The sequence below is a fragment of the Bradyrhizobium sp. UFLA06-06 genome (genome assembly GCF_054820065.1).
Map to the genome: position 1 here is coordinate 152,139 of NZ_JADFUD010000010.1, position 23,931 is coordinate 176,069.

The following is a 23,931-nucleotide window of genomic DNA, read 5'->3' on the forward strand; positions in this document are numbered from 1 at the left end:
GAACGTCAGTCCACTCACGCCTTAAGCCGCGGCCTTCTTCTCGTCGCGCAATTCGCGACGCAGGATCTTGCCGACATTGGTCTTCGGCAGGTCGGTCCTGAACTCGATCTGCTTCGGCACCTTGTAGGCGGTGAGCTGGGTGGCGCTGAATTTGATGATGTCCTCGGCGGTGAGGTTCGGGTCCTTCTTGACCACGAAGGCCTTCACGGCCTCGCCGGACTTCGCATCGGGCACGCCGATCACGGCGCATTCGAGTACGCCCGGATGGCTTGCGATCACTTCCTCGATCTCGTTCGGATAGACGTTGAAGCCGGAGACCAGGATCATGTCCTTCTTGCGGTCGACGATCTTGGTGTAGCCCTTCTCGTCCATCACGCCGATGTCGCCGGTGCGGAAATAGCCGTCCGCCGTCATCACGCGCGCGGTTTCGTCAGGCCTGTTCCAGTAGCCCGCCATCACCTGTGGGCCCTTGGCGCAGATCTCGCCGGCCTCGCCGATCGGCAACTCATTGCCGTCATCGTCGCGGATCGAGAGCCAGGTCGAGGGGACGGGAAGGCCGATCGTCCCGGAGAACTCCTCGATAGTTGCAGGATTGCATGTCAGGGTCGGCGACGTCTCCGACAGGCCATAGCCTTCCGACAACGAGATGCCCGTGACCTTCAACCATTTCTCGGCGACCGGCCTTTGCGTCGCCATGCCGCCGCCGTTGGCGATCTTCAGCTTGGAGAAGTCGAGCTTGTCGAATCCGGGCGTGTTCAGCAGGCCATTGTAGAGGGTGTTGACCGCCGGGAAGAAGCTGACCTGGTACTTCGACAGCTCCTTGACGAAGCCCGCCATGTCGCGCGGATTCGGAATCAGCAGATTGGTGCCGCCGGCCCGCATGCCCAGCAGATAGCAGGCGGTGAGCGCGAAGACGTGATAGAGCGGCAGCGCGCAGACGATGACCATCTGCTCGACGATCGGCGGCTTCGCCAGCGCCGGCTGCAGCCAGGCGTCGTTCTGCAGCACGTTGGCCAGGATGTTGCGATGGAGCAGGGTCGCGCCCTTGGAGACGCCGGTGGTGCCGCCGGTATATTGCAGGAAGGCGACGTCATCGAGCGTCAGCGCGGGCTTGTTGAGCTTCAGGCCGCGGCCGGCTGACAGCGCCTCGTTGAAGCCGACGGCGCCGGGGATCGACCAGGCCGGCACCATCTTCTTCACCCGGCGCACCACCAGATTGACGATCACGCCCTTGAAGCCGAGCAGGTCGCCCATGCTGCCGACGATGACGTGCTTGACCGCGGTGTTGGGCAGCACCTTCTGCACGGTGGTGGCGAAGTTCTCCAGCACGATGATCGCCTCCGCACCGGAATCCTTCAGCTGGTGCTCGAGCTCGCGCGGGGTGTAGAGCGGATTGACGTTGACCACGGCAAAGCCGGCGCGCAGGACGGCCGCGGTCGCGACCGGGTATTGCAGCACGTTCGGCATCATCAGCGCGACCCGCGCGCCCCTCTGCAGGCCCTTGCTCTGCAGGTAGGCGCCGAGCGCCGCCGACATCTCGTCGAGCTCGCGATAGGTGATCGCCTTGTCCATGCAGATGAACGCCTTGCGATCGGCGAATTTCTTGAAGCTCTCTTCGAGCAGTTCGACCAGCGACGAATATTGCGTGACGTCGATATCGGCGGGCACGCCGGCCGGATAATGCTTGAGCCAGATGCGCTCCATGATGGTCAATCCCCTCTCTCAAATTTGGCTGATGTCCCGGATTGCTTCCGGGTTTTCCGACCTTTGGCCGCATTATTTCAGGCAGTATTGAGCGATGCCGCGGCCAATGGCAAGCCGCTGCGCGTTATCGACGCATTAGAGGAAATGACGGTCGGAAATGACGGGCGGGCGCCCTGCTAGCCGGCCGGCTTGGCGTCGGCTTTCGGCTTGTCGCCAGCCTTGGGTTTGTCGGCCGCAGTCTTGGGCTTGGCTGCCGGCTTTGCCGCCGCCGGCTTGCCGGCAGGCTTTGCGGCGGCGGGCTTGTCCGCGGCCGACTTCGCAGCTGCGGCATCCGGCTTGGCGTTGGCGTGACGCACGGGCTTGGCCGCCGGCTTGTTGTCCGACTTGGAGGCGCTCTTGGTGTCGGCCTTCGCGTCATCGGCCGCATCGGGCTTCTTGCCCGCGACGCGGCTGTGCTTGCCCTTGGCCCGCTTGACCGGCTGCATCTTCTCGGTATCGGCCTCGACCGCGGCGATCAACGCAGCCCCGGTCTTGGTCGGCCCCGTATAAACCACGACCGGTTCGGAGGCCGCGGCAGGCTGCGCCAGCATGTCGGCCGGCTTGGTCGGCATCGCGGCCTGCAGGCCCGAGGCGAAGAAGCTGACGCCGCCATCGCCGTTGGTGCTGGAGCTTCCGGCGCTGGCGACGGTGTCTTCTGCGTCCTCGTCGCTGGCGGGCCGCTTGTGCTTGGGGCCGCACATCTCCTCGCGCAGGTTCGGCGGCGTGGAATCGATCGGCACCAGATTATCGACGGTGCCGAGCGAGGGCCGCAGCCACGCCAGCCCGTTATTGGCAAAGCCGCGGTCCAGGAGCTGCGCGGCGCGGATCGCGCGCATGCGGCCCGACGAGGCGCCGAGCACCACGGCGATCAGCCGTTTGCCGTCGCGCGTCGCCGACGCCACGAGATTGTAGCCGGAGGCGCAGATGAAGCCGGTCTTGAAGCCGTCGGCGCCGGGATAGCGGCCGATCAGCTTGTTGAAGTTCTGGGTGATGCGGCGGCCGAAGCGGATCGAGGGGATGTGGACGAAATACTCGTATTCCGGCAGGTCGCGGATGATCGCGCGGGCGAGGATCGCCATGTCGCGCGCCGAGGTGATCTGGCCGTCGGCCGGCAGGCCGTTCGGATTGACGTAGCTGGTTTGCGTCATGCCGAGCTTTTGCGCGGTCTGGTTCATCATCCCGGCAAAGCCGTCGATCGAACCGCCGAGGCCCTCGGCCAGCACCACGGCCATGTCGTTGGCCGACTTCACCAGCATCATCTTCAGGGCGTTGTCGACGGTGACCTGGGTGCCGGGCCGGAAGCCCATCTTCGATGGCGACTGCGACGACGCGGTCGGCGACACCGTGAGCAGCGTGTCGAGCGAGACGCGGCCGTCCTTGACCGCCTTCAAAGTCACATAGGCCGTCATCATCTTGCTGAGCGAGGCCGGGTACCACGGCATCGTCGCGTTGTCGGCCTGCAGCACCTTTCCGGAATCGGCCTCGACAACCAGCAGCGCCTCGGCTTGCGCCATGTGCGGCGCGGCAACGGCGAGCATCGCGACGGCCAGAATCCATTTCAATGACGGGCGAGGAAGGTGCACGAATCCGGTTCCGGTCCTTTGAGACCCGCCTTGAAAAAAGGAGGTCTTGCGATTGTGACGTACGGGTTTCAAGCGTGTCCGGCGCCGCATTGCGGCAATGCAAACCCTATACCGGCTTGCCAGCAGAGAACAGAGGCCGGTGAATTATATCGTGGACGAAATCGGCTGAATTTCGGCAGCCGCCTCAATTGGAAAGGCGGGAATTATGGTGTCTCGATGCCGGCGCGCGCCTGTTCCTGGACCATGAACTGGGCCCGCGCCAGCTCGGCAAAGCGCCCGCCTTTCGCCACCAGTTCATCGAAAGTTCCGCTTTCGATCACCCGTCCCTGGTCGAACAGCAGGATGCGGGTGGCGTGGCGAATGGTGGAGAGGCGGTGCGCGATCACGAAGGTGGTGCGGCCCTTCATCACTTCATCGAGAGCGGCATTCACCTTGGCCTCGGTGACGGCGTCGAGGGCGCTGGTGGCCTCGTCGAGGATCAGGATCGGCGGATCCTTCAGCAGCGCACGCGCGATCGACAGCCGCTGGCGTTCGCCGCCCGACAGCATGCGGCCGCGCTCGCCGGCGTGGGTATCGAACTTCTTTTCGCTGCGCTCGATGAAATCCAGCGCCTGTGCGCGCGCCGCGGCGGTGCGCAGCTCCTCATCGGTCGCGTCGGGCTTGCCGACGCGCAGATTGTCGGCGAGCGAGCGGTTGAACAGCAGCGCCTCCTGGAACACCACGCCGATGTTTCGCCGCAGCGCCGTCAGCTTCAGCGCGCGTATGTCCATACCGTCGATCCTGATGATGCCCGATTGCGGATCGAACGCGCGATGTAACAGCGCGATCGCGGTGGATTTGCCGGCGCCCGTCGAGCCGACCAGCGCGATGGTCTGGCCCGGCAGGGCGGTGAAGCTGAGATCCTCGATCGCCGGCCGCTTGCCGTCATAGGAGAACGAGACGTCGTCGAACTCGACGAGGCCGGACAGCCGTCCGGGATCGACCGCGCCGGGCCGGTCGCGCACCGCCGGCACCGCATCGAGCACGTCGAAGAACTCCTGCAGGCGCGGCGCTTCCATGAACACGTTGTTGATGAAGCTCACCACCTGCTCGAGCTTCTGGATCAGCATGGTGGCGAACGAGACGAACATCACGATCTCGCCGACCGTGGTGAGGTCCTGGTTATGCAGCGCGATGCCGACGGTGAAGATCGCGAGCACCGTGATCGTGGTCGAGGCGCGCGTGATCACGGTGACCAGCGCCCACCATGACAGCACCGGCATCTGCACCGCGAGCAGCTTGTCGGCGACGTAGCGCAGGCCCTGCACCTCGGAATCGATCCGCACGAAGCTCTGCACCAGCGCGACATTGCCGAGCGCGTCCGAGGCGCGCGCCGAGAGGTCGCTGTAATAGGCCTCGACCTCGCTCTGCATGCCGTAGGTCTTGCGCACCACCAGCGTGGTCAGCACGGTGAACACGACGCAGAGCCCGAACAGCAGGAGCGCCAGCCGCCAGTTGATGTAGAGCGAAAGCGGCAACAGCACGATCAGCGACATGATCGCGGCGAAATGCTCGCGGAAGAAGCCGAGCCAGAGCCGCCACAGCGCGTCGGTGCCGTTCAGCATCACCTTCATCAGCCGCCCGGAATGGGTGCCGGAATGGAAGGTCAGCGGCAGTTGCAGGATGTGCTCGAAATAATCGGTCAGCACCGCCTGGCGCTGGCGGTGCGCCAGCCGGTCGGCTTGCAGCGCGACGATCGCGCTGCAGCCGATCGTGAACAGGCCGAACGCCGCCCAGGCGACGAGCAGCGGCCATGCCGAGGAGGTCGCGAACAGTCCGGTGACCGGCCGGCCCGACAGCACGTCGACGATCTTGCCGAACAGCACCGGCTCGGCGAATTGCGCGCCGGCGAGCAGCACGTTGGTAATGGCCAGGATCCAGCCGAGCCGCGCCTCCTTGCCGAGCAGTTCGAGGACGCGGGTATAGAGGCGAAGCATGGACATGCCGGCGGCACTCGTCAGCGGTGGGCGCCCGATCAGGCGGGATGCAATTTAATCAGGGTTCGCGATGCAGGGCCAGCGGTGACAGCGCGTCATGCTCAGGGTGAGGGTGATTGTGGCGAACGGCTCCCTACGCCGTCGTCCTGGCGAAGGCCAGGACCCATAGCCACCGAGTTTGATTGAGAGCGGGATAGTGGCCCCAGCGTCGCGCAACAACAAACGGTTGGGGTAATGGGTCCTGGCTTTCGCCAGGACGACACTGAGTGTTTGGTGCCGCTCGTCAGTTATGCATTTCGCATGCTCTCAATTCACCAGGCGGCTGTCGATCGGCGGCAGGAAAGCCTCGTCGAAGATGTCGGCGGCGTGCGGCCGCTTCTGGAATTTGAAGTCCTCCGCGAGCTGGTCGACCGCGCGCTCGAAGCGCTCCGCCTCGATGCCGCCGATGCCGTCGCGCTTCACCTCGCTGGTCAGGATGTTGTCGCGGATGATGGCGTTCAGCCGCTCCAGCTCCAGATCGCGCGAGCCGCCATCCATCCGGCTCGCGACCTCGCCGGCGGCGCGGGCCGGATCCTTGACCGCGAGGTTGGTGCCGCCGATCGCCGCGCGCACGAACCCTTTCACCGCATCCGGCTTCGCGGCGGCAAGGCGCGGGCTGACGATCACGGCAAAGCCGTAGGCCTCGCAGCCATAGTCGGCGAAGCGCAGCACCGCGAGATCGTCGGCGGGCACGCCGCGATCGCGCAAATTGATCGCCGAGAGATAGGAGAAGCCGGTGACGGCATCGACCTGGCCGGCGGAGAGCATCGGCTCGCGTACCGCGGCGCTGATCGTGCTCTGCTTCACGCTCGACAGCTTGATGCCGTTCTGCTTCGCGACCGCGGGCCACAGCCGGATCGAGAGGTCGCCGTCGGCGACGCCGAGGCTCTTGCCCTGCATGTCGGTCAATGTCCGGATGCCGCGGCTCTTGCGCGCGATGATCGCATAAGGCGCCTGGTTGAACAGCACGAACACCGCCTTGACGGGGGCCGCGCCAGGCTTGTCGCGAAAGCGGATCAGCGAGTTGATGTCGACGAGGGCGAAATCGCTCGAGCCGTCGGCGACGCGCGCGATGGCATCCGCCGAGCTGGTCGCGACGTTGGTGCCGACCGCAAGGCCCTCGGCGCTGAACAGGCCTCCGGTCGACGCCATCACGAATGGCGCTGCGGCCGCATCAAGCGGACGGTCGAGCGTGAACTGGATGGTGAGCGGCGGCGGCAGATCGCTGGCGCGCAGCGGCGTCAACGCCGGCCACACGCCTCCCGCGAGGCCGATCATGCCGGCCAGTATCCAGCGGAGAACGGTGGTCCGACTTACCTGCATCATGACATCCGGGAGGCGAGACAAAGTGCCGCGCCGGCGCGCCTGCTTCATGACATCGAATGCGCCAGAGCAAGCGTCAATTTCAAGCGTTATTTGCAGGCATTTTGCCCCAGGCAAGGTGAACGGCCGATGACTGCCAGGCTTCGGCTTGCCATGTTTTCACCTCTGGTCGTTCAGCTTGCATTCGGTTTGGGGAACCTAATCTGGAGGCAGTGGGTTAGCTAACCAAGGCCCGTCGGGCCGGCTTCCACAAAGGATGACTGCAATGTTTGCGCGAAAAGGTGTTTTTTCGTCCATTGGCCGCGCAGCCACATTGGCAACGGTTGCCGCGGTGGCGTTGACGGCCGTCGAGCCGACGATGGCGTTCGCAGGCTCTGCTCAGACAGGCAAGGTGACCGCTGTGACGACGTCACAAGGCACGAGCGGCGCGACCGACATCAGTGCCCGCCGTCGCTACTATGGCGGTGGTGGCGCGGCCGCTGCGGCTGCGTTCGCCGGGATCGTCGGCACGGGCCTCGCGATCGCCGCAGCCCAGAGTCGCCGCGACTATTACGACTCCTACGGCTACTATGGTGGCCCGGGCTACTACGGTGGTCCCGTCTACTATGGTGGCGGCCCGGTCTATTACGGCGGCGGACCGTACTATGGTTACCGCGGCTATTACGGGCGGCGGTCGCAACTGCCGTATCAGCCGTACTGACCGCCGTCGGCGGTTCTCGGAACTGTCACAAAGCATCCGATCCACCGGCCGCGGGCCGGTGGATTTTTTCGTCGTCGCCGTTAACACGCTGGCGACGCGTTTCGACTAGGCTCGAAGCATGAGTGATTCGATCGAGCGGCTTTACCAGGCGGTGATCGCGGCCAAGGATCTTGATCCGGCTACGTCGCGCACGGCACGGCTGTTCCAGCGCGGCCCGGCCAAGATGGCCAAGAAGCTCGCCGAGGAAGCGATCGAAGTCGTGATCGACGCCGTCAGCGGCAAGTCGGATGCCGTCATTCGCGAAAGCGCCGACCTGTTCTACAACCTCGCCGTTCTCTGGGCGTCGGCCGGCGTGAAGCCAGAGGATGTCTGGCGCGAGATGGAGCGGCGCGAACGGCTGCTCGGGATCGCCGAGAAGCTGCCGAAGTCGCCGGTCAAGCTGCCCAAACCGGCGCCGGTCCCGGTGGTTCGGCGCCGAATTGTCGCGCTGGAGAACCGGCTGCGCAAACGGTAGCCGTAAATCAACCAAATTCAGCTCAATCCCGCCATGGACAAATCCGCTCCATGATGGTTCATCGCGCCCATGTTGAAACGGACTTACGACTGGTGCGTCGAGGCGGCCGACAAGCCCTATGCGCTGTGGATTCTCGCGGCCGTCGCCTTCGCCGAGAGCTCCTTCTTTCCGATTCCCCCCGACATCATGCTGCTGCCGATGTCGCTGGCGCGGCCGAAGCGGGCGTGGTGGTTCGCCGCGGTCTGCACGATGGCGTCAGTTGCCGGCGGCGTGCTCGGCTACGCGATCGGCGCGCTGCTCTACGACTCGCTCGGGCAGTGGCTGATCCATCTCTACGGCCTCTCCGACAAGGTCGACGCGTTCCGCGCCTCCTACGCCGAATGGGGTGCCGTGATCATCCTGCTGAAGGGACTGACGCCGATCCCCTACAAGCTCGTGACGATCACCTCGGGCTTTGCAGGCTACAACATCTGGCTGTTCATCCTGTGCTCGATCGTCGCGCGCGGCGGCCGCTTCTTCTTCGTTGCGGTGCTGCTCAACCGCTATGGCGATTTCATCCGTGCCGAGCTCGAGAAGCGGCTCGGCCTGTGGGTCGCGATCGGCGCCATCGTGCTGGTGCTGGGCTTTGTTGTCGCATTCAAGCTGATCTAGCGACGGACCGCTTGCGGCTTTGCCTGCGCGCGGCTTCGGGTTACGCTCGGCGCGATGGCTGATGGAATCGCGGACCTGCTCAATCCTGCCGTGCTCACGCTCGTCAGGCTTACGCGTGCAAAGGCGAGCATTGCGCTGTCGGGTCTTGTGCTTTCGGGTCTTGCGCTGTCGATGACACTGATGACCCTCGATCACAGCCGGGCCCAGACAGCACTGCCGACGCTCGGCGTGCAGTCGCCGGCGCAGCAGCCGATCCCGCCTCAGCAGCAGCAGATCGAGCTGCCGCCGGCGCCGGTCCAGCGCGAGAATCCCGGGCTGATCAACGAAATCGGAAAGCTGTTCGAGAAGTCGAAATCGGCGTTGCCGCCGCTGAAGAGTCCCGGCGAGACCATCAACGACCTGTCGAACATCGCGCGCCCCTCGACGGTGGTGACCGGACGCGCGGCCTGCGTGGTGGCCGCGAACGGTGCGCCGGACTGCAAGATCGGCGCCGACCGGCTGTGCCAGAGCAAGGGGTTTCGGGAAGGCAAGGGCATCGATACCGACGCCTCCGAGAAATGCTCGCCGCTGGTCTATCTGCCGGGCCACAAGCGCGGCCCGAACGACTGCAGGACGGAAAATTTCGTGACACGGGCCGTCTGCCAATAGCGCGGCCAGGCTTGTGTCTGGGATGCCAGGTGCCTGCGAAAACACGGTTTCAGGATGAGGATTTGTCATCCTTTTGCAGCGCCAAAACGCAATCCTTGACACTGGAAAGATTGCCTTGTTGGTATGACGATCAGCATTCGAGACCAACCAACGACCAACGCTTGAGGATCCGCTTCCAATGTCCATGCCTGCTCTGTTCAAGGGCCGCCTTTCTCTTCCCGTGATCGGGGCGCCGCTGTTCATCATCTCCGTGCCCGACCTCGTTATCGCGCAGTGCAAGGCCGGCGTGGTCGGCTCGTTTCCGGCGTTGAATGCGCGGCCGCCGGAGTTGCTCGACGAATGGCTGTACCGGATCAAGGAAGAGCTCGCCGCCTATGACAAGGCGCATCCGGAGCGGCCGTCGGCGCCGTTCGCGGTGAACCAGATCGTGCACAAGTCGAACAACCGGCTCGATCACGACATGGCGCTTTGCGAGAAGCACAAGGTGCCGATGATCATCTCCTCGCTCGGCGCGCGCGAGGAGCTCAACCAGGCGGTCCATGGCTGGGGCGGCATCGTCTTCCACGACGTGATCAACCAGAAGTTCGCGCACAAGGCGATCGAGAAGGGCGCCGACGGCCTGATCCTGGTTGCGGCCGGCGCCGGCGGTCATGCCGGCACGCTGTCGCCGTTCCCGTTCGTGTCGGAGACGCGGCAGTGGTTCGACGGGCCCATTGCGCTCTCGGGTACGATTGCCAACGGCCGCGCCATTCGCGCGGCGCGCATCATCGGTGCCGACTTCGCCTATATCGGCTCCGCCTTCATCGCGACCAAAGAGGCAAACGCGGTCGAGGGCTACAAGAGCATGATCACCAACTCGTCCGCCGAGGACATCGTCTACTCCAACCTGTTCACCGGCGTGCACGGCAATTATCTGAAGCCGTCGATCGTTGCGGCCGGCATGGATCCGGAAAACCTGCCGACCTCCGATCCCTCGAAGATGAGCTTCGGCACCGATGCGTCCGGCGAGCGCGCCAAGCCGAAGGCCTGGAAGGAGATCTGGGGCTCGGGCCAGGGCGTCGGCAGCATCTCCAAGGTGGTGCCCGCAGCCGAGCTGATCGCCCGGTTCAGGAAAGAGTATGACGACGCGGTCGATCCGGCGCTTGCCTGATGGAGCCGATCTTTCGCGTCGACGGCGACCGCGTCGTCACCAGTCCGGATGCCGCGGGTCCCTGGGACCCGCGGATGCAGCATGGCTCCGCGCCGGCGGCGCTGGTGGTGTGGGCGGCCGAGGCCATTCCGACGCCGGTGCCGATGCGGATCGCGCGCGTCACCATCGACCTGATGCGCCCGGTGCCGGTCGCGCCGCTGACGGTATCGAGCGAGATCCTGCGCGACGGCCGCAAGATCCAGCTCTGCGGCGTCAGGCTGCTCGCCGACGGTGTCGTGGTCGTTTCGGCCAGCGTGCTGAAGATCAAGCAGCAGGCGGCCGAGCTGCCGCCTGACGTCGCCGCGCTTGCGGTCGATCTGCCGGGCCCCGACGAAAGTATGATCGAGCCGGGCAACCTTGCGAACAGTCCGTTCGTGAAATGCATCTCGATGCGGGCCGCGCGCGGCCGCTTCGGCGTGGTGGGACCCGGCGCGATCTGGTTCCGCGTCGACCGCCCGCTGATTGCGGGCGCCGCCGTCTCGCAGGCGATGCGGGCAGTGGTTGCCTCGGACTTCTCCAACGGCACCTCGCCGGCGCTCGATTTCAACCAATGGACCTTCATCAACGCCGATTTGTCGGTGAGTCTCGCGCGCGAGCCGGTCGGCGACTGGATCCTGCTCGACGGCCAGTCCTGGATCGGGCCCGACGGTGCCGGGCTTGCGATGTCGCGGCTCGCCGATCAGCGCGGCTATTTCGGCCAGGCGGTCCAGAGCCTGGTCATCGAGCGGCGCTAGGACGCGCTCGTTGATCCTGCGGCCACGGCTGAGGGGCAGTCCCAAGCGACTGCCCCTGCGGCAAAAATAACTCCGCTTCCCGGAACGGTTGGCGGCACGTGCGAGTTTCGCTCCCGTTAGGGGGTCCCATGATGCGTATTGATCCCGCCGCCGGCATCGTGGCCATGGCCGTCCGGCGGTTGTGTGATGTGCCGGCCGGTGTCGACGGCCGGCCGCCGCAGGGACAGACGCGATGAAGCCTGGTCCGTCCTCGGAACGCGCGGTCATCCTCGCCGCGAGCGAGCGGGACGCCGTCAAGACTGCCCACCTGATCAAGGAAGCCGGCTATTACGCCAACATCTGCGGTGACCTCGCCGAGCTCGAACGCCAGATCGCGAACGGGGCGGGCCTTGCCATCATCGCCGACGAGGTGATCAGGGCGGCCGACCTCGCCGGCCTGACGCACTGGCTGAACGAGCAGCCGTCATGGTCGGACTTTCCTATCGTGCTGATCAGCGAGAAGGGGGGATCCGAGCGCAATCCCGAAGCCGCGCGGCTCGGCCGAGCGCTCGGCAATGTCACCTTCATCGAGCGGCCGTTTCATCCGACCACGCTGGTAAGCCTGGTCGCCGCGACGGTGCGCGGCCGCCGCCGTCAATACCAGACCCGCCAGATCCTCGAGGATCTGACCGAGAGCGAAGGTCTGCTGCAGACCGCGCTCAATGCCGGTCATCTTGGCGCGCTCGAGCTCCATCTGCCGGATTTCGAGCTCGAGGCGTCGCCGACCTGCAAGACCTATTTCGGGCGCAGGCCGGGCGATCCCTTCACCTATCAGGATCTCCTGGACGCGGTGCATCCCGACGACCGCGCCCGCCGGAGCGAGATCGTCGAACAAACGTTGCGCACCGGCTCGGACTATCGGATCGAATACCGCAACATCTGGCCCGACGGCACCGAGCACTGGGTCGACGTCCGCGCCCGTGCGGTGCGGCGGCCCGACGGCGGCATCCGCTCGCTGGTCGGCGTCTGCTCCGACATCACCGCGCGCAAGACCGCCGAGATCGAGCGCGAGGCGCTGCTGGCGCAGCTCGCCGCCGAGCGCACCGCGCTTGCCGAACTCACCGCGACGCTGGAGCAGCGGGTCGAGCAGCGCACCGCCGACCTGATGAAGGAGGTCGCCGCGCGCGAGCGGGCGCAGGAACAGCTCCGCCATGCGCAGAAGATGGAGGCGATCGGCCAGCTCACCGGCGGCGTCGCGCACGACTTCAACAATCTGCTGATGGCGGTGATGGGCAATCTCGATCTGCTGCGCAAGCGGATGCCGGAGGATCCGCGCCTGCGTCGTCTGGTCGACGGCGCATTGCAGGGCGCCGAGCGCGGCGCGTCGTTGACGCAGCGGCTGCTGGCATTCGCGCGGCAGCAGGATCTGCGCGCGGTGCCGGTCGATCTCGGCGCGCTGGTGCGCGATATGAGCAATCTGCTCGAGCGCTCGCTCGGACCGCGCATCATGCTGCGGCTCGACATTCCCGAGAGGCTGCCGCTGGCCTGCGTCGACAGCAACCAGCTTGAGCTTGCGGTCCTCAACCTTGCGATCAATGCACGCGACGCGATGCCGGATGGCGGCCTGATCGAGATCCGCCTCGCGGCCTGGCAGGCGAAGAATGATCCGACGCTGCAGCCTGGCGACTATTTGAAACTCTCGGTGATCGACAGCGGCACCGGCATGTCGCCGGACGTGCTGAAGCGCGCGATCGAGCCGTTCTTCTCGTCGAAGCCGGTGGGCAAGGGCACCGGGCTCGGCCTCTCGATGGTGCATGGGCTCGCCGTGCAGCTCGGCGGCGAGCTGCAGTTGTCGAGCGCGGTCGGCAAGGGCACCACGGCTGCGCTCGTGCTGCCGGTTGCAACCGCGGTGCCGGAAGTCGAGAGCCCGGCGCCTGCGGCGCAGACGGTCAAGCGCTCAGCGGTGATCCTGCTGGTTGACGATGATCCGTTGATCGCGATGTCCACCATGGAAATGCTGGAGGACCTCGGTCACCGTGTGATCGGCGTCAATTCCGGACCGCAGGCGCTCGAGATCCTCAGGAGCGACCAGGAGATCGACCTGATGATGACCGATCACGTGATGCCCGGCATGACCGGCATCGAACTCGCCGCGGCTTCGCGCAAGGTGAGGCCGCAGCTCCTGGTCCTGCTCGCCACCGGCTATGCCGAACTGCCCGACGGCACCCAGGTCGACCTGCCGCGGCTGGCCAAGCCCTACCACCAGGATCAGTTGCGCGACCGGCTCGATCGGTTGCTGGCGCAGGGGATGCAGCAGCGTGCGGCCGCGACCGGCACTGACGATCTTACCGCACCTTCCACTCTCTCCCCGTCACCCTGAGGTGCGAGCGGAGCGAGCCTCGAAGGGTGCCGGCCCGGCTGGTGCCGCAAGCGGAGATAGCGCGCGCTGAAACATCAGGGCCGTGCATCCTTCGAGGCGCGCGAGAGCGCGCACCTCCAGCGACAAAGGCGAAGCCTTTGCGCGGGGATGACGGGACCAGCAATCGTCGTGCGAGCATCCTACCCCACCATGCGGTCGCGGCCGGTCCAGAAGCGCGCCTTCAGCACCTTCTTGTCGACCTTGCCGACGCCCGTCATCGGCAGCTCCTTGACGAACTGGATCTGCTTCGGCGCGTGCGCCGAGCCCTTCTTCGCCTTCACCAGTCCGATCAGCTCGTCGGCGTCGGGCACAGCGCCCTCGCGCGCGACCACGACGGCGGTGACGGCCTCACCCCATTTGTCGTCGGGCACGCCGACCACGGCGACCATCGCGACGTCGGCGTGTTGCGACAAGACATCTTCGACTTCGCGCGGAAAAATGTTGAAGCCGCCGGAGACGATCATGTCCTTCTTGCGGTCGAGGATGAACATGTAGCCGCGCTCGTCCTTGCGCGCGATGTCGCCGGTGTGCAGCCAGCCGCTCTTCAGCGTCTCCGCCGTGATGTCGGGCCGCTTCCAGTATTCGGCCATCACATGCGTGGCACGCACGCAGATCTCGCCGGCCTCGCCGGTCGCGACCTCCTGGTCGTCCTGATCGAGGATCTTCACCTGGCAGGCGGTGATCGGGAAGCCGCAGGACAAAAACAGGTCCGGCGTTCTCGGGTCATGATCCGCCTTGCGCAGCACCGAGACCGGATAGCATTCGGTCTGGCCGTAAAGCTGCGAGAACACCGGGCCGATCCGCTCGATGCCTTCGACCAGCCGGCTCGGCGACATCGCGGACGCTCCGTAGAGCAGGAGCTCGAGCGAGGAGAGGTCGGCCTTGTCGAGCGCGGGATGATCCAGCATCACATAGATCATGGTCGGCACGAACAGCGTGAAGTTGATCTTCTCGCGCGCGATGGTCGTGAACACGGCCTCCGGATCGAACCCTTTCAGCATGTGCACCGTGCCGCCGCGCATCAGCGTCGGCAGCATCTTGGTGCCGGCGACATGGCTGATCGGCGCCACCGTGAGGTAGCGCGGCGTCTCCGGGATCTCGAAATCGGCGAGGATGGCGGCGGCGAAGCCGCCATATTCGCGGTGATAGCGCAGCGCGCCCTTGGATTTGCCTGTCGTGCCGCCGGTGTAGTTCAAGGTCGAGATGTCGTCCTCGCGCGCGAAGCTCTTCGCGCTCGCGCTGCCGGCATCCTCGGCCACCTGCAACAGGTCGGCGCCGTAATCCGCCGGGCCGAGCGTGAACACGGTCTTCAGGCCCTGTGCCTTCGTCGCAAGCTCGCCGCCGCGATCGCGAAACGTGATGCCGTCGACGATCAGCATCTGCGCTTCGGAATCCTCGATCTGGAACAGCTGGTCGTCGAGCGAGCCCAGCGGATGCAGCCAGGTGATCGCGAGCCGCGACAATTGCGCGGCAACGCCGGCGCACCAGCTGTCGGCGCGGTTGGCGGTGAGCAGCGCGACGCGGGTACCAGGCGCAAAGCCGAGCCGCATGAACACGCCCTGCATTCGTCCGATCAGGTCGGTCGCGCCCTGATAGCTGAGCGATCCGCCCGGCCATGCGAAGGCGGTGCGCGATGGATAGCGCGCCAGCGCCCGCAAGGTCTGTTCGCACACTGCCGGAAATGCATAGAGCGGATTGCTCATCTCGTTGTCCCTCCCGCCTTTGTCTTTGGCTTTTGTCGTGCCAATGTTGGCGGCAACGCTAACACAATGATGATGGGAAGAAACATCTTGTCCGCCGATCTTCTCGCGCGTTTTCGCGATCGCCTCCGGCTGCCGCTGATTGCAGCACCAATGTTCTTGGTCTCCGGTGTCGAGCTGGTGGTAGCCGCCTGCCGCAACGGCGTGATCGGTTCGTTTCCGACGGTGAATTGCCGTGAGACGGAACAGCTCGATGCGTGGCTCGGCGACATCGCGCGCCGCCTGCAGGTGCATGCCGACGCGAGCGGCAGGGCGGCGGCGCCGATCTGCCCGAACCTGATCGTGCATCGCTCCAACACGCGGCTGGCCCAGGATCTCGCGGTGCTGCTGCGGCACGAGCCCGAGCTTGTGATCACCTCGGTCGGCTCGCCGGCGCCGGTGCTGGCGCCGCTGCACGATGCAGGCGCGCTGGTTTTCGCCGACGTCGCCTCGATCCGTCATGCCGAGCGCGCGGCAGCGGCGGGGGCCGATGGGCTCGTGCTGCTCACCGCGGGCGCCGGCGGGCAGACCGGCTGGCTCAATCCGTTCGTGTTCGTCCGCGCGGTGCGCGCATTCTTCGACGGCCCGATCGTGCTGGCCGGCGGCATCAGCGACGGCCACGCGCTGCGCGCCGCAGAGGCGCTCGGCTGCGACCTCGCCTATATGGGCACCAAGTTCATCGCGACGCGCGAGAGCATGGCGGACGGCAGGTACAAGCAGATGCTGGTCGACTCCACCGCCGACGACATCCTGCTCACGACGGCGTTCACCGGCCTGCAGACCAACATGCTGCGGCCCTCGATCGAGGCCGCCGGTCTCGATCCCGACGACCTGCCGGCACGCGGCGCGATCGACATCGGCAAGGACATCGACATCGGCGCCCGCGAGAGCCGCCCCAAACGCTGGCGCGATATCTGGAGCGGTGGTCATTCCACCTCCGGGGTCACCGGGGTGCTCGGCGTCGACGAGCTCGTCGCGCAGACGATCGCGGAGTATGAGGCGGCGAGCGGACGGGTGCGGCTCGCCTGATCCGCCGCGAAACAGCAGCCGCTCAAATCCCGCTCGCCCGCTTAACGCGGCATTAACCATGCCAGTCCCAACAATACAGCCACGGGCCGCCACGGCTGGCCGCCCGGCAGTTTGTGGGAATGCGACATGGCCCTTGAGGCGCTCTCCAAGACCTCGGCAACGCTCGACGAGCTCCGGACCCGGGTGTTCTACGCCCTGCAGCGGCATCCGCTGTGCCGTCAGGTCGAATTCGACATCGTCAGCACGCCGCGCACCCGCCGCACCAACTGGACGGTCAGCCTGCACACGGTCCAGCCCGGCGCCCTCTGGACGGCGCACGAGATCGTCGCCGACATCCAGGAGGCCTATGAGCTTGATGCCGCGGCCTGATTTTCCGGCCGTTTCGGGACAATTTCACCTATTTGGCGTCGTCACGGCACGGTACCGCCGCATTTCACGCGCAGTTTGCAGCGACACCGGCCGGCAATGGAGTAGTTTTTGACCAGAGCCATCACCTTCGCCGCGCTGACATGCTTCCTCCTCGCCGGCGTCGCGATAACAGCCATTTTGGGGCGTGACAGCCTGCCGGCGGCGCAGGCCGACGTTGGCCCGGTCGCCAACCGTGCCAGCAAGCAGGACAAGCTCGCCGTCACGACGCTTGCCGCGGCCTCGTTTGAGGCGCCCCACCCGATTGAGCCTCCCGCCAATCCGTCTCCGCTCCTGTTGCGGGCGCAAGCCGCAATTCCGGGCGCGACCGATACGGTGCGCCAGGCCTATGCCTCCGTCGAGCCCGCCGATATCGGCCTGCCGAAGATCACCGACCCCGTCGATGCGGCTCAGCCGAAGGCCGCCGAGCCCGCGCCGGTCGCCCCCGCGCCGCCGAAGCCCAAGGCTGCGGCCAAGCCGGCGCTGCAGAAAACCTATGCGCTGCTGAGCGACGCCCAGATCGCCGGCATCAAGGACCGCCTCAAGCTGTCGTCGTCGCAGGAATATTACTGGCCGGCGGTCGAGACCGCATTGCGCGCCGTCGCCCGCAAGATCCACGCCAAGCGTCAGGGCGATCCCGCATCCGGCAGCATGCCGATCGATCCGGACTCCGAGGAGGTCCAGCAGCTGAAGTCGGCGGCGATGCCGCTGCTGTTCCAGCTCCGCGAGGATCAGAAGAACGAGGTTCGTTCGCTGGCGCGCCTGATCGGCCTGGAACGCGTCGCTGCGATGATCTGAGCGCAGGGTCCGGCCGAGCCGGTTCTGCGCTCCGTGTGCTCTAGCGGGCCTCCAGCGGCCGCAGCTTCTCCACCTTGCCCTGGGTTTCGACGAGCAGCTGTTTCATGAAGTCCTTGTTGCGCTTCAGCCAGGGCTCGAGCGTCTGCCTGACGTCGCTTGGCGACTTCTTCTCGATGGCCTGCGCCAGCCGGGTCTGAAACGTCCCCCAATCCTTGAACATCTCCTTCAGCAGCGCATCGTCGGAGATGTTGATCGCCGACTTGATGTCGCCGACGGTTTCGAGCTCGCGCATATTGCCCTGTCGCAGGATCGAATCCAGGTTTTCCAGGCATTCGTGGTAGCGCTCCAGCAGATCGTCCCATCGCTTGGCGCTGAAGTCATCGTCCAGGCCCTCGACGGCGTTGTATAGCGGCTCGAGGAACGACCACCGGAAGCGTCGCGCCAGTCGCAGCAGGATCGACAGGAAGACGATGTCCTTCGGCATGTTCTGCGCGACCATCAGGCGGGGATCCTCGCTGAATGGCGGCATCGGCACGAAGATGATGACGATCGAGAACGGCGTGCTGTCGAGATATTCGAGCCGGGCGATGACAGGCTGATACAGCTTCAGATCGCGGAAGATCGGACTGAGGACCTGCTCGCGGCCGCGCCGGCTGGCGATATCCACGTCGGCGAACGAGTTCGCGACATAGCTCGTCAGCTCATCGAGCCAGGCCCCGCTGTCGTAGCGGTTTTGCGCGCGGAGCAGATCCTCCCAGTCGAGCTCCGCCGTATCGGGACCGGACAACAGCGTGGTGGTGCCGGCATCCGCCTCCAGCACGGCATCCCTGAGGAAGCCGCGCGCGCGATCGGCGGGGGGCAATGGCCTGAGCGTTTCGGCCTTTTGGCGGAACGACAATTCGTCGCTGAACACGATGCGAAGCCGCAGGCGGAACAGCTCTTCCGGGCGGGTGATCTGCAGGAACTGCGCGTGAATGTCCTTCGCCGCCTCGTTGAACTTGGGCGCGTAGTTGGCGTTCAGTCGCGGCCGCAGCGGCGCAGGACCGAAGGTCGGCTTCACGAACAGATCTTCGAGGAATCGCCGGACGTCGTCCTCGCCGATTCCGTAGAACTCGTTCTCCGCCAGCATCGGAAACGAAGGCGAAGAGTCGACCGAGAACCACAGCACCTTGGAGATGAGCTTCAGCGCGCGCTTGTAACCGTCGAACTGGGCAATCTCGGATGCGCACCAGGTCCAATTGTGCTCGGCATTGGTGTGGATGAAGATCAGGCAATCGGCCTTCGCCGTGTTGTCGATCATCCATTGCCGCCATTCGGAGCCGCCGGGAATTTCCTCGCAGACGAAGCATTCCACCGGACGCTGGCCGTCCAGGCTGCTGAGATATTCGAGCCGCGCCTTGAGCAGGCGCGCGAGAAATCTGTCTTCGGCGCGATGGCTGATAAACACCGAGAAATCATTTGGCATGGCAAAACCCGATCTGCATGAATCTTATGCGACGGCTGGCCGTGTCTCATCGGCTGAATCCCGCGGCTGCACATCCTGCCGCGAGCTCAATGATAGCTCGTCTCTGAAATCTGCGATCGCCGGGCGCGAAAAAGAAAAACCGCCTGCCAGTGATTTATCTCACTATACCTTAGGGTGTGCCATGTGCAAGATACCCAGGGACCCGGCGCGCGACGCTTGTCGGGCTCCGGAATGGACTGGCTAAAATTTTTCGAAACTCAGCTGATGTGTCGAACGCATCGCTTCATTTTATGCCTTGGCGCCGTTTGCGCGGGCGCGCGACCAATTGAGCCTTCGGCCGTGATCGGTCGTCCGTATCGCGATCAGCAAAAGTCATAGTCGGGGGGCAGTTATGCCGAAAACCAAGCAGCAGCATCTCGATCGTGCACTCGGGCCGAAGCGGATACTGGCGCTCGATGGCGGCGGCATCCGTGGCATCCTGACGCTCGAATATGTCAGCGCCATCGAGGCGATGTTGCGCAAGCGGTTCGGCAACAGCGATCTCCTGCTTTGCGATTATTTCGATCTGATCGGCGGCACCTCGACCGGATCGATCATCGCTGCCGGACTGGCCTGCGGAATGACGGCCGACGCGTTGAAGCAGCTCTATCGCGGCATCGGCACCGACGTCTTCCGGGGTTCGTTCTGGCGGCGCGGGCTGCTGGCGCCGAAATTCAAGTCGGATGCCCTGCAGCACGCTCTCGACGCGCAGCTCGGCGCCGACACCTCGCTCGGCAGCGATCGCATCCGTACCGGCCTGATGATCATGACCAAGCGGCTCGATACCGGCAGTCCCTGGCCGCTGCACAACCATCCGGATGCGATCTTTGCCAAGCAGGACGGCGGGCTGCGGCTGACGCAAGTGGTGCGCGCCAGCACCGCGGCGCCGACCTATTTCAGTCCCCAGGAGATCACGATCTCGTCGCGCTCCGGCGGCGCGGTCAGCGGGGCCTTCGTCGATGGCGGCGTCAGCCCGTTCAACGATCCTGCGCTGCAGCTCCTGATGCTGGCGTCGCTCCATGGCCATGGCTTTCGCTGGCCAACCGGCAGGGACAATCTCCTACTCATCTCGGCGGGCACCGGCGTGTTCAAGTCGACCTTCTCGACGGAGGAGATCGTTCACATGCCGGCGGCCGAGCAGGGCCTGCGCTCGCTGCAATCGCTCATGGATGATTGCGGACGGAATAATCACGGCATGCTGCAATGGCTGACCAACTGCCTGACGCCCTGGTCGATCGATCGCGCGGTGGAAGATATGGTGGCGGACAGCCGGGGCGGACCGCAACTCGCGACCTATGCGCGCTACAACGTGCTGCTGGAAACCACCTGGTTGAAGAAGACGGTCGCGATCGACCGGACGCCGGACGCGCTTGCGAAGATCGCCGCGATGGATGACCCGAACAACATGGACGAGCTTGCCGAGATCGGACGCCTCGCAGCCGTCAGACAGGTCAAGCCGGAACACTTCCCGCCGGCCTTCGATCTCACGTGATGCCGCACAGCGCGGCGTCCCGCCACTCGGATCCCGGTTTCGACAAGGAATTCGCCTTCAGATAAGTTCGTCATCGAGACACAATGATCCCATCACGAGCTGGGTGTCACGATGACCACAGAGCAAAGCGCCGGATCGCCAAACGCAGTGGTTCTCTTCAGCGGTCACATGATCGATGCGCCAGATCGAAAAACGCCACGCTTTCCGCCGGACAAGGAGCCTGTTGCGGCCGCTGCGATCGCCGACGCGCTTGCGAAGATCGGTGTTACCAAGGGTGATCTCGCCATTTGCGGCGGCGCCTGCGGCGGCGATCTGTTGTTTGCGGAAGCTGCCCTCGCGAAGGGCATGCAGCTTGAAATCTATATTCCATTCGACGAACCGACGTTCCTTGCCGGCTCGGTCGATTTCGCTGGCGGCAACTGGCGTGCGCGCTATCTCGCGGCGAAATCGCGAGCCACGCTCCATGTCATGCCCGACGAACTGGGGCCGCTGCCGGCCGGTGAAAACGCCTATGAGCGCGAAAATCAATGGATGCTGGAACGGGCCGCCCGATTTGGCGACAGGAAGCTCGCCTTTGTCTGCCTGTGGAATGGCGAAGGCGGCGATGGTCCCGGCGGCGCCAAGCACCTGATGGATGAGGCCGGGCGCAAGACGACGTGGGTTTACTGGCTGGATACGAAGAAACTATGGGACTGAAGGAATTGCGATATGCCGTCGTGTTTCATGATCATGCCCTATGGCCGCAAGCCGACCCAGGCCGATCCCAAGTTTGGTCCAGCCGAGATCGATTTTAACGCATTGTGGGATCGCGCCTACGTACCCGCGATCAAGGCGCTCGGTTATCAGCCGGTGCGTGCCGACCAGGACACCAGCGCATTGATCGTCAGTGAAATGCTGGAACGGATCTACTTTGCCGATCTCGTGCTCGCCGACATGACGATTCCGAACGGCAATGTCTATTACGAGGTCGGTATCCGCCACGCATCGCAAAAGACCGGGTGTGTGTTGCTTGCTGCCGACTGGTCCAAACAATTGTTCGATGTCGTGCAGATGCGAACCGTCCGCTATCCGTTGCCCGAGGGCGAGATCACCGAGGCGACCGCGGCAGCCATGCAGGCCGCGATCAAGGCGCCCATCAAGGCGCTTGCTGACGGGATTTCGCCGATGCACCAGTCGATCCCGGGCTATCCAGACAATGTCGACCCGCGCAAGGCGATGACGATGCGGAGCCAGCTCGCCGAGCAAGCCGCGTTTCAGACCAAGATACGCGCGGTGCGCGCGGCGCCCACGGATCAGCGCATGGCGCGGGCCCAAGCGCTGATCGCGACCGAGGGAAGTCCGCCCGCCACTTATGCAAAGGCGCTCGCTTTGTTGCTGATGCTGCGCGACTGCGTCAATGATGCCGCCGACTGGAACATCGTGCTGGATTTCATCGGCAGACTTCCCGACCGCTTCGCCAACGAGCCTGAAGTGCAGGAGAATCGTGCATTTGCCGCGGCCCAGGCCGGCGACGACATCCAGGCCATAGCCGAGATACAGACATTGATTGATTTCGCGGGGCTGACGCCGGAACGGCTCGGCTTGATGGGTGGCCGCCACAAACGCCTCGCCAGAGGCGCACCAGCCGACTCTCCTCGCCGCAAGGAGGAGCTCGAGAAGGCGATCGACTGTTATCAGCAGGGTATGGAGCTCGATCTCAACGCCTATTATTGCTCCAGCAACCTGCCCCGTCTCTATCGCGCCCGGGGAAACCCGGGCGACGAGGATCTTGCGCAGGCCACTGTGCGGGTCGCGATTGCCGCCTGCGAACGGGCCAGACGATTGCAACTTGCCGACGAATGGCTGCGCCCGACGCAGCTTGCCGCGGCCTTTGACCTTGGTGATCCCGACAAGGCCGAGGAACTGGCAATGCAGGTGGTTGCCGAGGGGCAAGCGAAATGGAAAGTGAGCAGTGTCCTTCGCGACCTCGAAGCCAGTCTCCAATACGTCGCCGATCCCGCAAAGCGCGCGCGATTGTCCGCCATCATCGACAGGATCAAGACGGCTTGATCGCGCGCTTCTCTCGTCATCCGCCTCAGCCGAGCCGCATCGACAGCTCGACGTCCTCGCCGAACGGTACAGACATGTAGCCGTTCGCCGGCGAGCGCACGCGCGCCAGATAGTCGGGGCTGTCGTCGGCGTTGTCGGCGACGACGAGGGCGCCCGGCTTCAGACAGCTCTCCACGAGATCGAGGATATCGGGATAGAGCGCCTTGGCGCCGTCGAGCAGCACGAGGTCGATCGTATCGGGCATGCCCGTGCGCAGCGTCTGGAGTGCGTCGCCCTCGCGGATCTCGACAAGGTCATGGAGCCCGCCGGCGACGAGATTGTCCCGCGCACGCACCACCTTGGACGATTCGAACTCGCTGGTGATCAGGCGCCCGCCGCCATTGTCGCGCAGCGCTGCGGCAAGGTGCAGTGTCGAGATGCCGAATGACGTGCCGAACTCGACGATGTTCCGCGCGCGGCTGCCGCGCGCCAGCATGTAGAGCAGCGCGCCGGTCTCGCGCGAGACCGCGAGCGGCACATTGCTGAGCCGGCCGTACAGCGCGCGGTAGTCGGTCTTGCTCCGCATCAGGCGCGCCTGTTCGGTGTCGGAAAGGTCGGCCACCGCGAGCCGGGTTTCCTCGACCGCAGCGGAGGCTTGCGCGAACAGGCGCTCGAGCAGGCCCGCGAGCGTGGGTGAAATGAGGGTGGTCATGTCGGTCTCCGGTGTGAAAGCGGCGCGTCCTTGCGCCTCGCCAGAAATACGAATAATTATTCGCATTCGCTAATCGCATTCCCCAGGACGTCCATGACCGAACGGCGAAGCTCCTCAATTTCCTCGCGAAAACAGCCGCAACAGGCCCGCTCGACCGAGCTCGTCACGGCGATTCTCGATGCGGCTGTTCAGGTTTTGACGAAGCAGGGCGCGCAGCGCTTCACCACGGCGCGGGTGGCCGAGAAGGCCGGCGTCAGCGTCGGCTCGCTGTACCAGTATTTCCCGAACAAGGCCTCGATCCTGTTCCGGTTGCAGAGCGACGAGTGGCGGCAGACCACGCGCCTGCTGCGTGACATCCTCGAGGATGCCAAGCGGCCGCCATTGGATCGGCTGCGTTCGTTGGTGCACGCCTTCATCCGCTCCGAATGCGAGGAGGCCGCGGTGCGCGTCGCGCTCAGCGACGCCGCGCCGCTCTATCGCGATGCGCCCGAGGCGCGCGAAGCGCGGGCATCGGGCGAGCGCATCGTCGAAGCCTTCATGCGCGAGGCATTGCCGCAAGCGTCCGACGCGGTGCGCGCGATGGCCGGCGATCTGATCACGACGACGCTGAGCACGGTGGGCAAGGATTTTTCGGAGAGCCCGCGAGCGCCCGCGGAGATCAAAGCCTATGCCGACGCCATGGCTGACATGTTCTGCGCGTATCTCAGGAGTCTCGGAAAGCGCTGA

Annotated in this window: 21 protein-coding genes; 14 read left to right on the forward strand and 7 right to left on the reverse strand. The window is 65.0% G+C overall.

Features of this window, described 5'->3' with window-relative positions:
- Positions 1-21 precede the first annotated feature (21 nt).
- The 4 genes from IF803_RS11725 to IF803_RS11740 all read right to left on the reverse strand — a co-directional run bounded on the left by IF803_RS11725 (position 22) and on the right by IF803_RS11740 (position 6,664).
- Positions 22-1,704: a long-chain fatty acid--CoA ligase gene (locus IF803_RS11725; RefSeq protein WP_028342596.1), complete on the reverse strand. Its 1,683-nt coding sequence runs from the start codon at positions 1,702-1,704 to the stop codon at positions 22-24.
- Between the two features lie 176 nt (positions 1,705-1,880).
- Complete coding sequence (locus IF803_RS11730; RefSeq protein WP_461192235.1) at positions 1,881-3,326, reverse strand: D-alanyl-D-alanine carboxypeptidase family protein; 1,446 nt, start codon at positions 3,324-3,326, stop codon at positions 1,881-1,883.
- A gap of 203 nt (positions 3,327-3,529) precedes the next feature.
- Positions 3,530-5,308, reverse strand: a complete 1,779-nt coding sequence (locus tag IF803_RS11735; RefSeq protein ID WP_461192236.1) for a glucan ABC transporter ATP-binding protein/ permease — start codon at positions 5,306-5,308, stop codon at positions 3,530-3,532.
- A gap of 300 nt (positions 5,309-5,608) precedes the next feature.
- On the reverse strand, positions 5,609-6,664 hold the full coding sequence (locus IF803_RS11740; RefSeq protein WP_461192268.1) for an ABC transporter substrate-binding protein: 1,056 nt from the start codon (positions 6,662-6,664) through the stop codon (positions 5,609-5,611).
- 265 nt (positions 6,665-6,929) lie between these two features.
- On the opposite strand from IF803_RS11740, the gene IF803_RS11745 reads away from it, so the two are divergent.
- From IF803_RS11745 to IF803_RS11775, 7 genes are all read left to right on the forward strand, one after another.
- Positions 6,930-7,364, forward strand: coding sequence for a hypothetical protein (locus tag IF803_RS11745; protein ID WP_253604604.1), 435 nt, complete (start codon positions 6,930-6,932; stop codon positions 7,362-7,364).
- A 118-nt stretch (positions 7,365-7,482) separates the two neighbouring features.
- Positions 7,483-7,878, forward strand: a complete 396-nt coding sequence (hisE, locus tag IF803_RS11750; protein ID WP_028342591.1) for a phosphoribosyl-ATP diphosphatase — start codon at positions 7,483-7,485, stop codon at positions 7,876-7,878.
- A 69-nt stretch (positions 7,879-7,947) separates the two neighbouring features.
- A complete protein-coding gene (locus IF803_RS11755) occupies positions 7,948-8,529 on the forward strand; it encodes a YqaA family protein (protein ID WP_461192237.1) in 582 nt (193 codons plus the stop codon).
- Between the two features lie 54 nt (positions 8,530-8,583).
- The gene (locus IF803_RS11760) at positions 8,584-9,177 is read left to right on the forward strand and encodes a hypothetical protein (RefSeq protein ID WP_461192238.1); all 594 of its coding nucleotides are present in this window, start codon (positions 8,584-8,586) and stop codon (positions 9,175-9,177) included.
- Between the two features lie 178 nt (positions 9,178-9,355).
- A complete protein-coding gene (locus IF803_RS11765) occupies positions 9,356-10,327 on the forward strand; it encodes an NAD(P)H-dependent flavin oxidoreductase (protein WP_461192239.1) in 972 nt (323 codons plus the stop codon).
- Positions 10,327-11,100, forward strand: a complete 774-nt coding sequence (locus IF803_RS11770) for a thioesterase family protein (protein ID WP_461192240.1) — start codon at positions 10,327-10,329, stop codon at positions 11,098-11,100. The genes IF803_RS11765 and IF803_RS11770 overlap by 1 nt, the downstream gene beginning before the upstream one ends.
- Before the next feature lie 232 nt (positions 11,101-11,332).
- Positions 11,333-13,459 carry an ATP-binding protein gene (locus tag IF803_RS11775; protein ID WP_461192241.1) on the forward strand — a complete coding sequence of 709 codons (2,127 nt, stop codon included), beginning with the start codon at positions 11,333-11,335 and terminating at the stop codon, positions 13,457-13,459.
- A 179-nt stretch (positions 13,460-13,638) separates the two neighbouring features.
- Here IF803_RS11775 and IF803_RS11780 read toward each other — a convergent pair whose 3' ends face one another.
- Positions 13,639-15,201: an AMP-binding protein gene (locus tag IF803_RS11780; RefSeq protein WP_461192242.1), complete on the reverse strand. Its 1,563-nt coding sequence runs from the start codon at positions 15,199-15,201 to the stop codon at positions 13,639-13,641.
- A gap of 66 nt (positions 15,202-15,267) precedes the next feature.
- On the opposite strand from IF803_RS11780, the gene IF803_RS11785 reads away from it, so the two are divergent.
- From IF803_RS11785 to IF803_RS11795, 3 genes are all read left to right on the forward strand, one after another.
- Positions 15,268-16,266 carry an NAD(P)H-dependent flavin oxidoreductase gene (locus tag IF803_RS11785; RefSeq protein ID WP_461192243.1) on the forward strand — a complete coding sequence of 333 codons (999 nt, stop codon included), beginning with the start codon at positions 15,268-15,270 and terminating at the stop codon, positions 16,264-16,266.
- Positions 16,267-16,392: 126 nt separating this feature from the next.
- Positions 16,393-16,635, forward strand: a complete 243-nt coding sequence (locus IF803_RS11790; RefSeq protein ID WP_461192244.1) for a hypothetical protein — start codon at positions 16,393-16,395, stop codon at positions 16,633-16,635.
- A 108-nt stretch (positions 16,636-16,743) separates the two neighbouring features.
- Positions 16,744-17,469, forward strand: coding sequence for a hypothetical protein (locus tag IF803_RS11795; RefSeq protein WP_461192245.1), 726 nt, complete (start codon positions 16,744-16,746; stop codon positions 17,467-17,469).
- A 40-nt stretch (positions 17,470-17,509) separates the two neighbouring features.
- Here IF803_RS11795 and IF803_RS11800 read toward each other — a convergent pair whose 3' ends face one another.
- The gene (locus tag IF803_RS11800; RefSeq protein WP_461192246.1) at positions 17,510-18,934 is read right to left on the reverse strand and encodes a toll/interleukin-1 receptor domain-containing protein; all 1,425 of its coding nucleotides are present in this window, start codon (positions 18,932-18,934) and stop codon (positions 17,510-17,512) included.
- 391 nt (positions 18,935-19,325) lie between these two features.
- Between IF803_RS11800 and IF803_RS11805 the strand changes: the two genes are divergently transcribed.
- The 3 genes from IF803_RS11805 to IF803_RS11815 all read left to right on the forward strand — a co-directional run bounded on the left by IF803_RS11805 (position 19,326) and on the right by IF803_RS11815 (position 22,514).
- Positions 19,326-20,465: a patatin-like phospholipase family protein gene (locus tag IF803_RS11805; RefSeq protein WP_461192247.1), complete on the forward strand. Its 1,140-nt coding sequence runs from the start codon at positions 19,326-19,328 to the stop codon at positions 20,463-20,465.
- Positions 20,466-20,576: 111 nt separating this feature from the next.
- Complete coding sequence (locus tag IF803_RS11810; protein WP_461192248.1) at positions 20,577-21,161, forward strand: hypothetical protein; 585 nt, start codon at positions 20,577-20,579, stop codon at positions 21,159-21,161.
- 225 nt (positions 21,162-21,386) lie between these two features.
- Positions 21,387-22,514, forward strand: a complete 1,128-nt coding sequence (locus tag IF803_RS11815) for a TRAFs-binding domain-containing protein (protein WP_461192249.1) — start codon at positions 21,387-21,389, stop codon at positions 22,512-22,514.
- Between the two features lie 25 nt (positions 22,515-22,539).
- Here the strand turns inward: IF803_RS11815 and IF803_RS11820 are convergent, their stop codons facing one another.
- Positions 22,540-23,205 (reverse strand): O-methyltransferase, encoded by a 666-nt coding sequence (locus tag IF803_RS11820; protein ID WP_461192250.1) that lies wholly within the window; start codon positions 23,203-23,205, stop codon positions 22,540-22,542.
- A 93-nt stretch (positions 23,206-23,298) separates the two neighbouring features.
- On the opposite strand from IF803_RS11820, the gene IF803_RS11825 reads away from it, so the two are divergent.
- Positions 23,299-23,931: a TetR family transcriptional regulator gene (locus IF803_RS11825; RefSeq protein ID WP_461192251.1), complete on the forward strand. Its 633-nt coding sequence runs from the start codon at positions 23,299-23,301 to the stop codon at positions 23,929-23,931.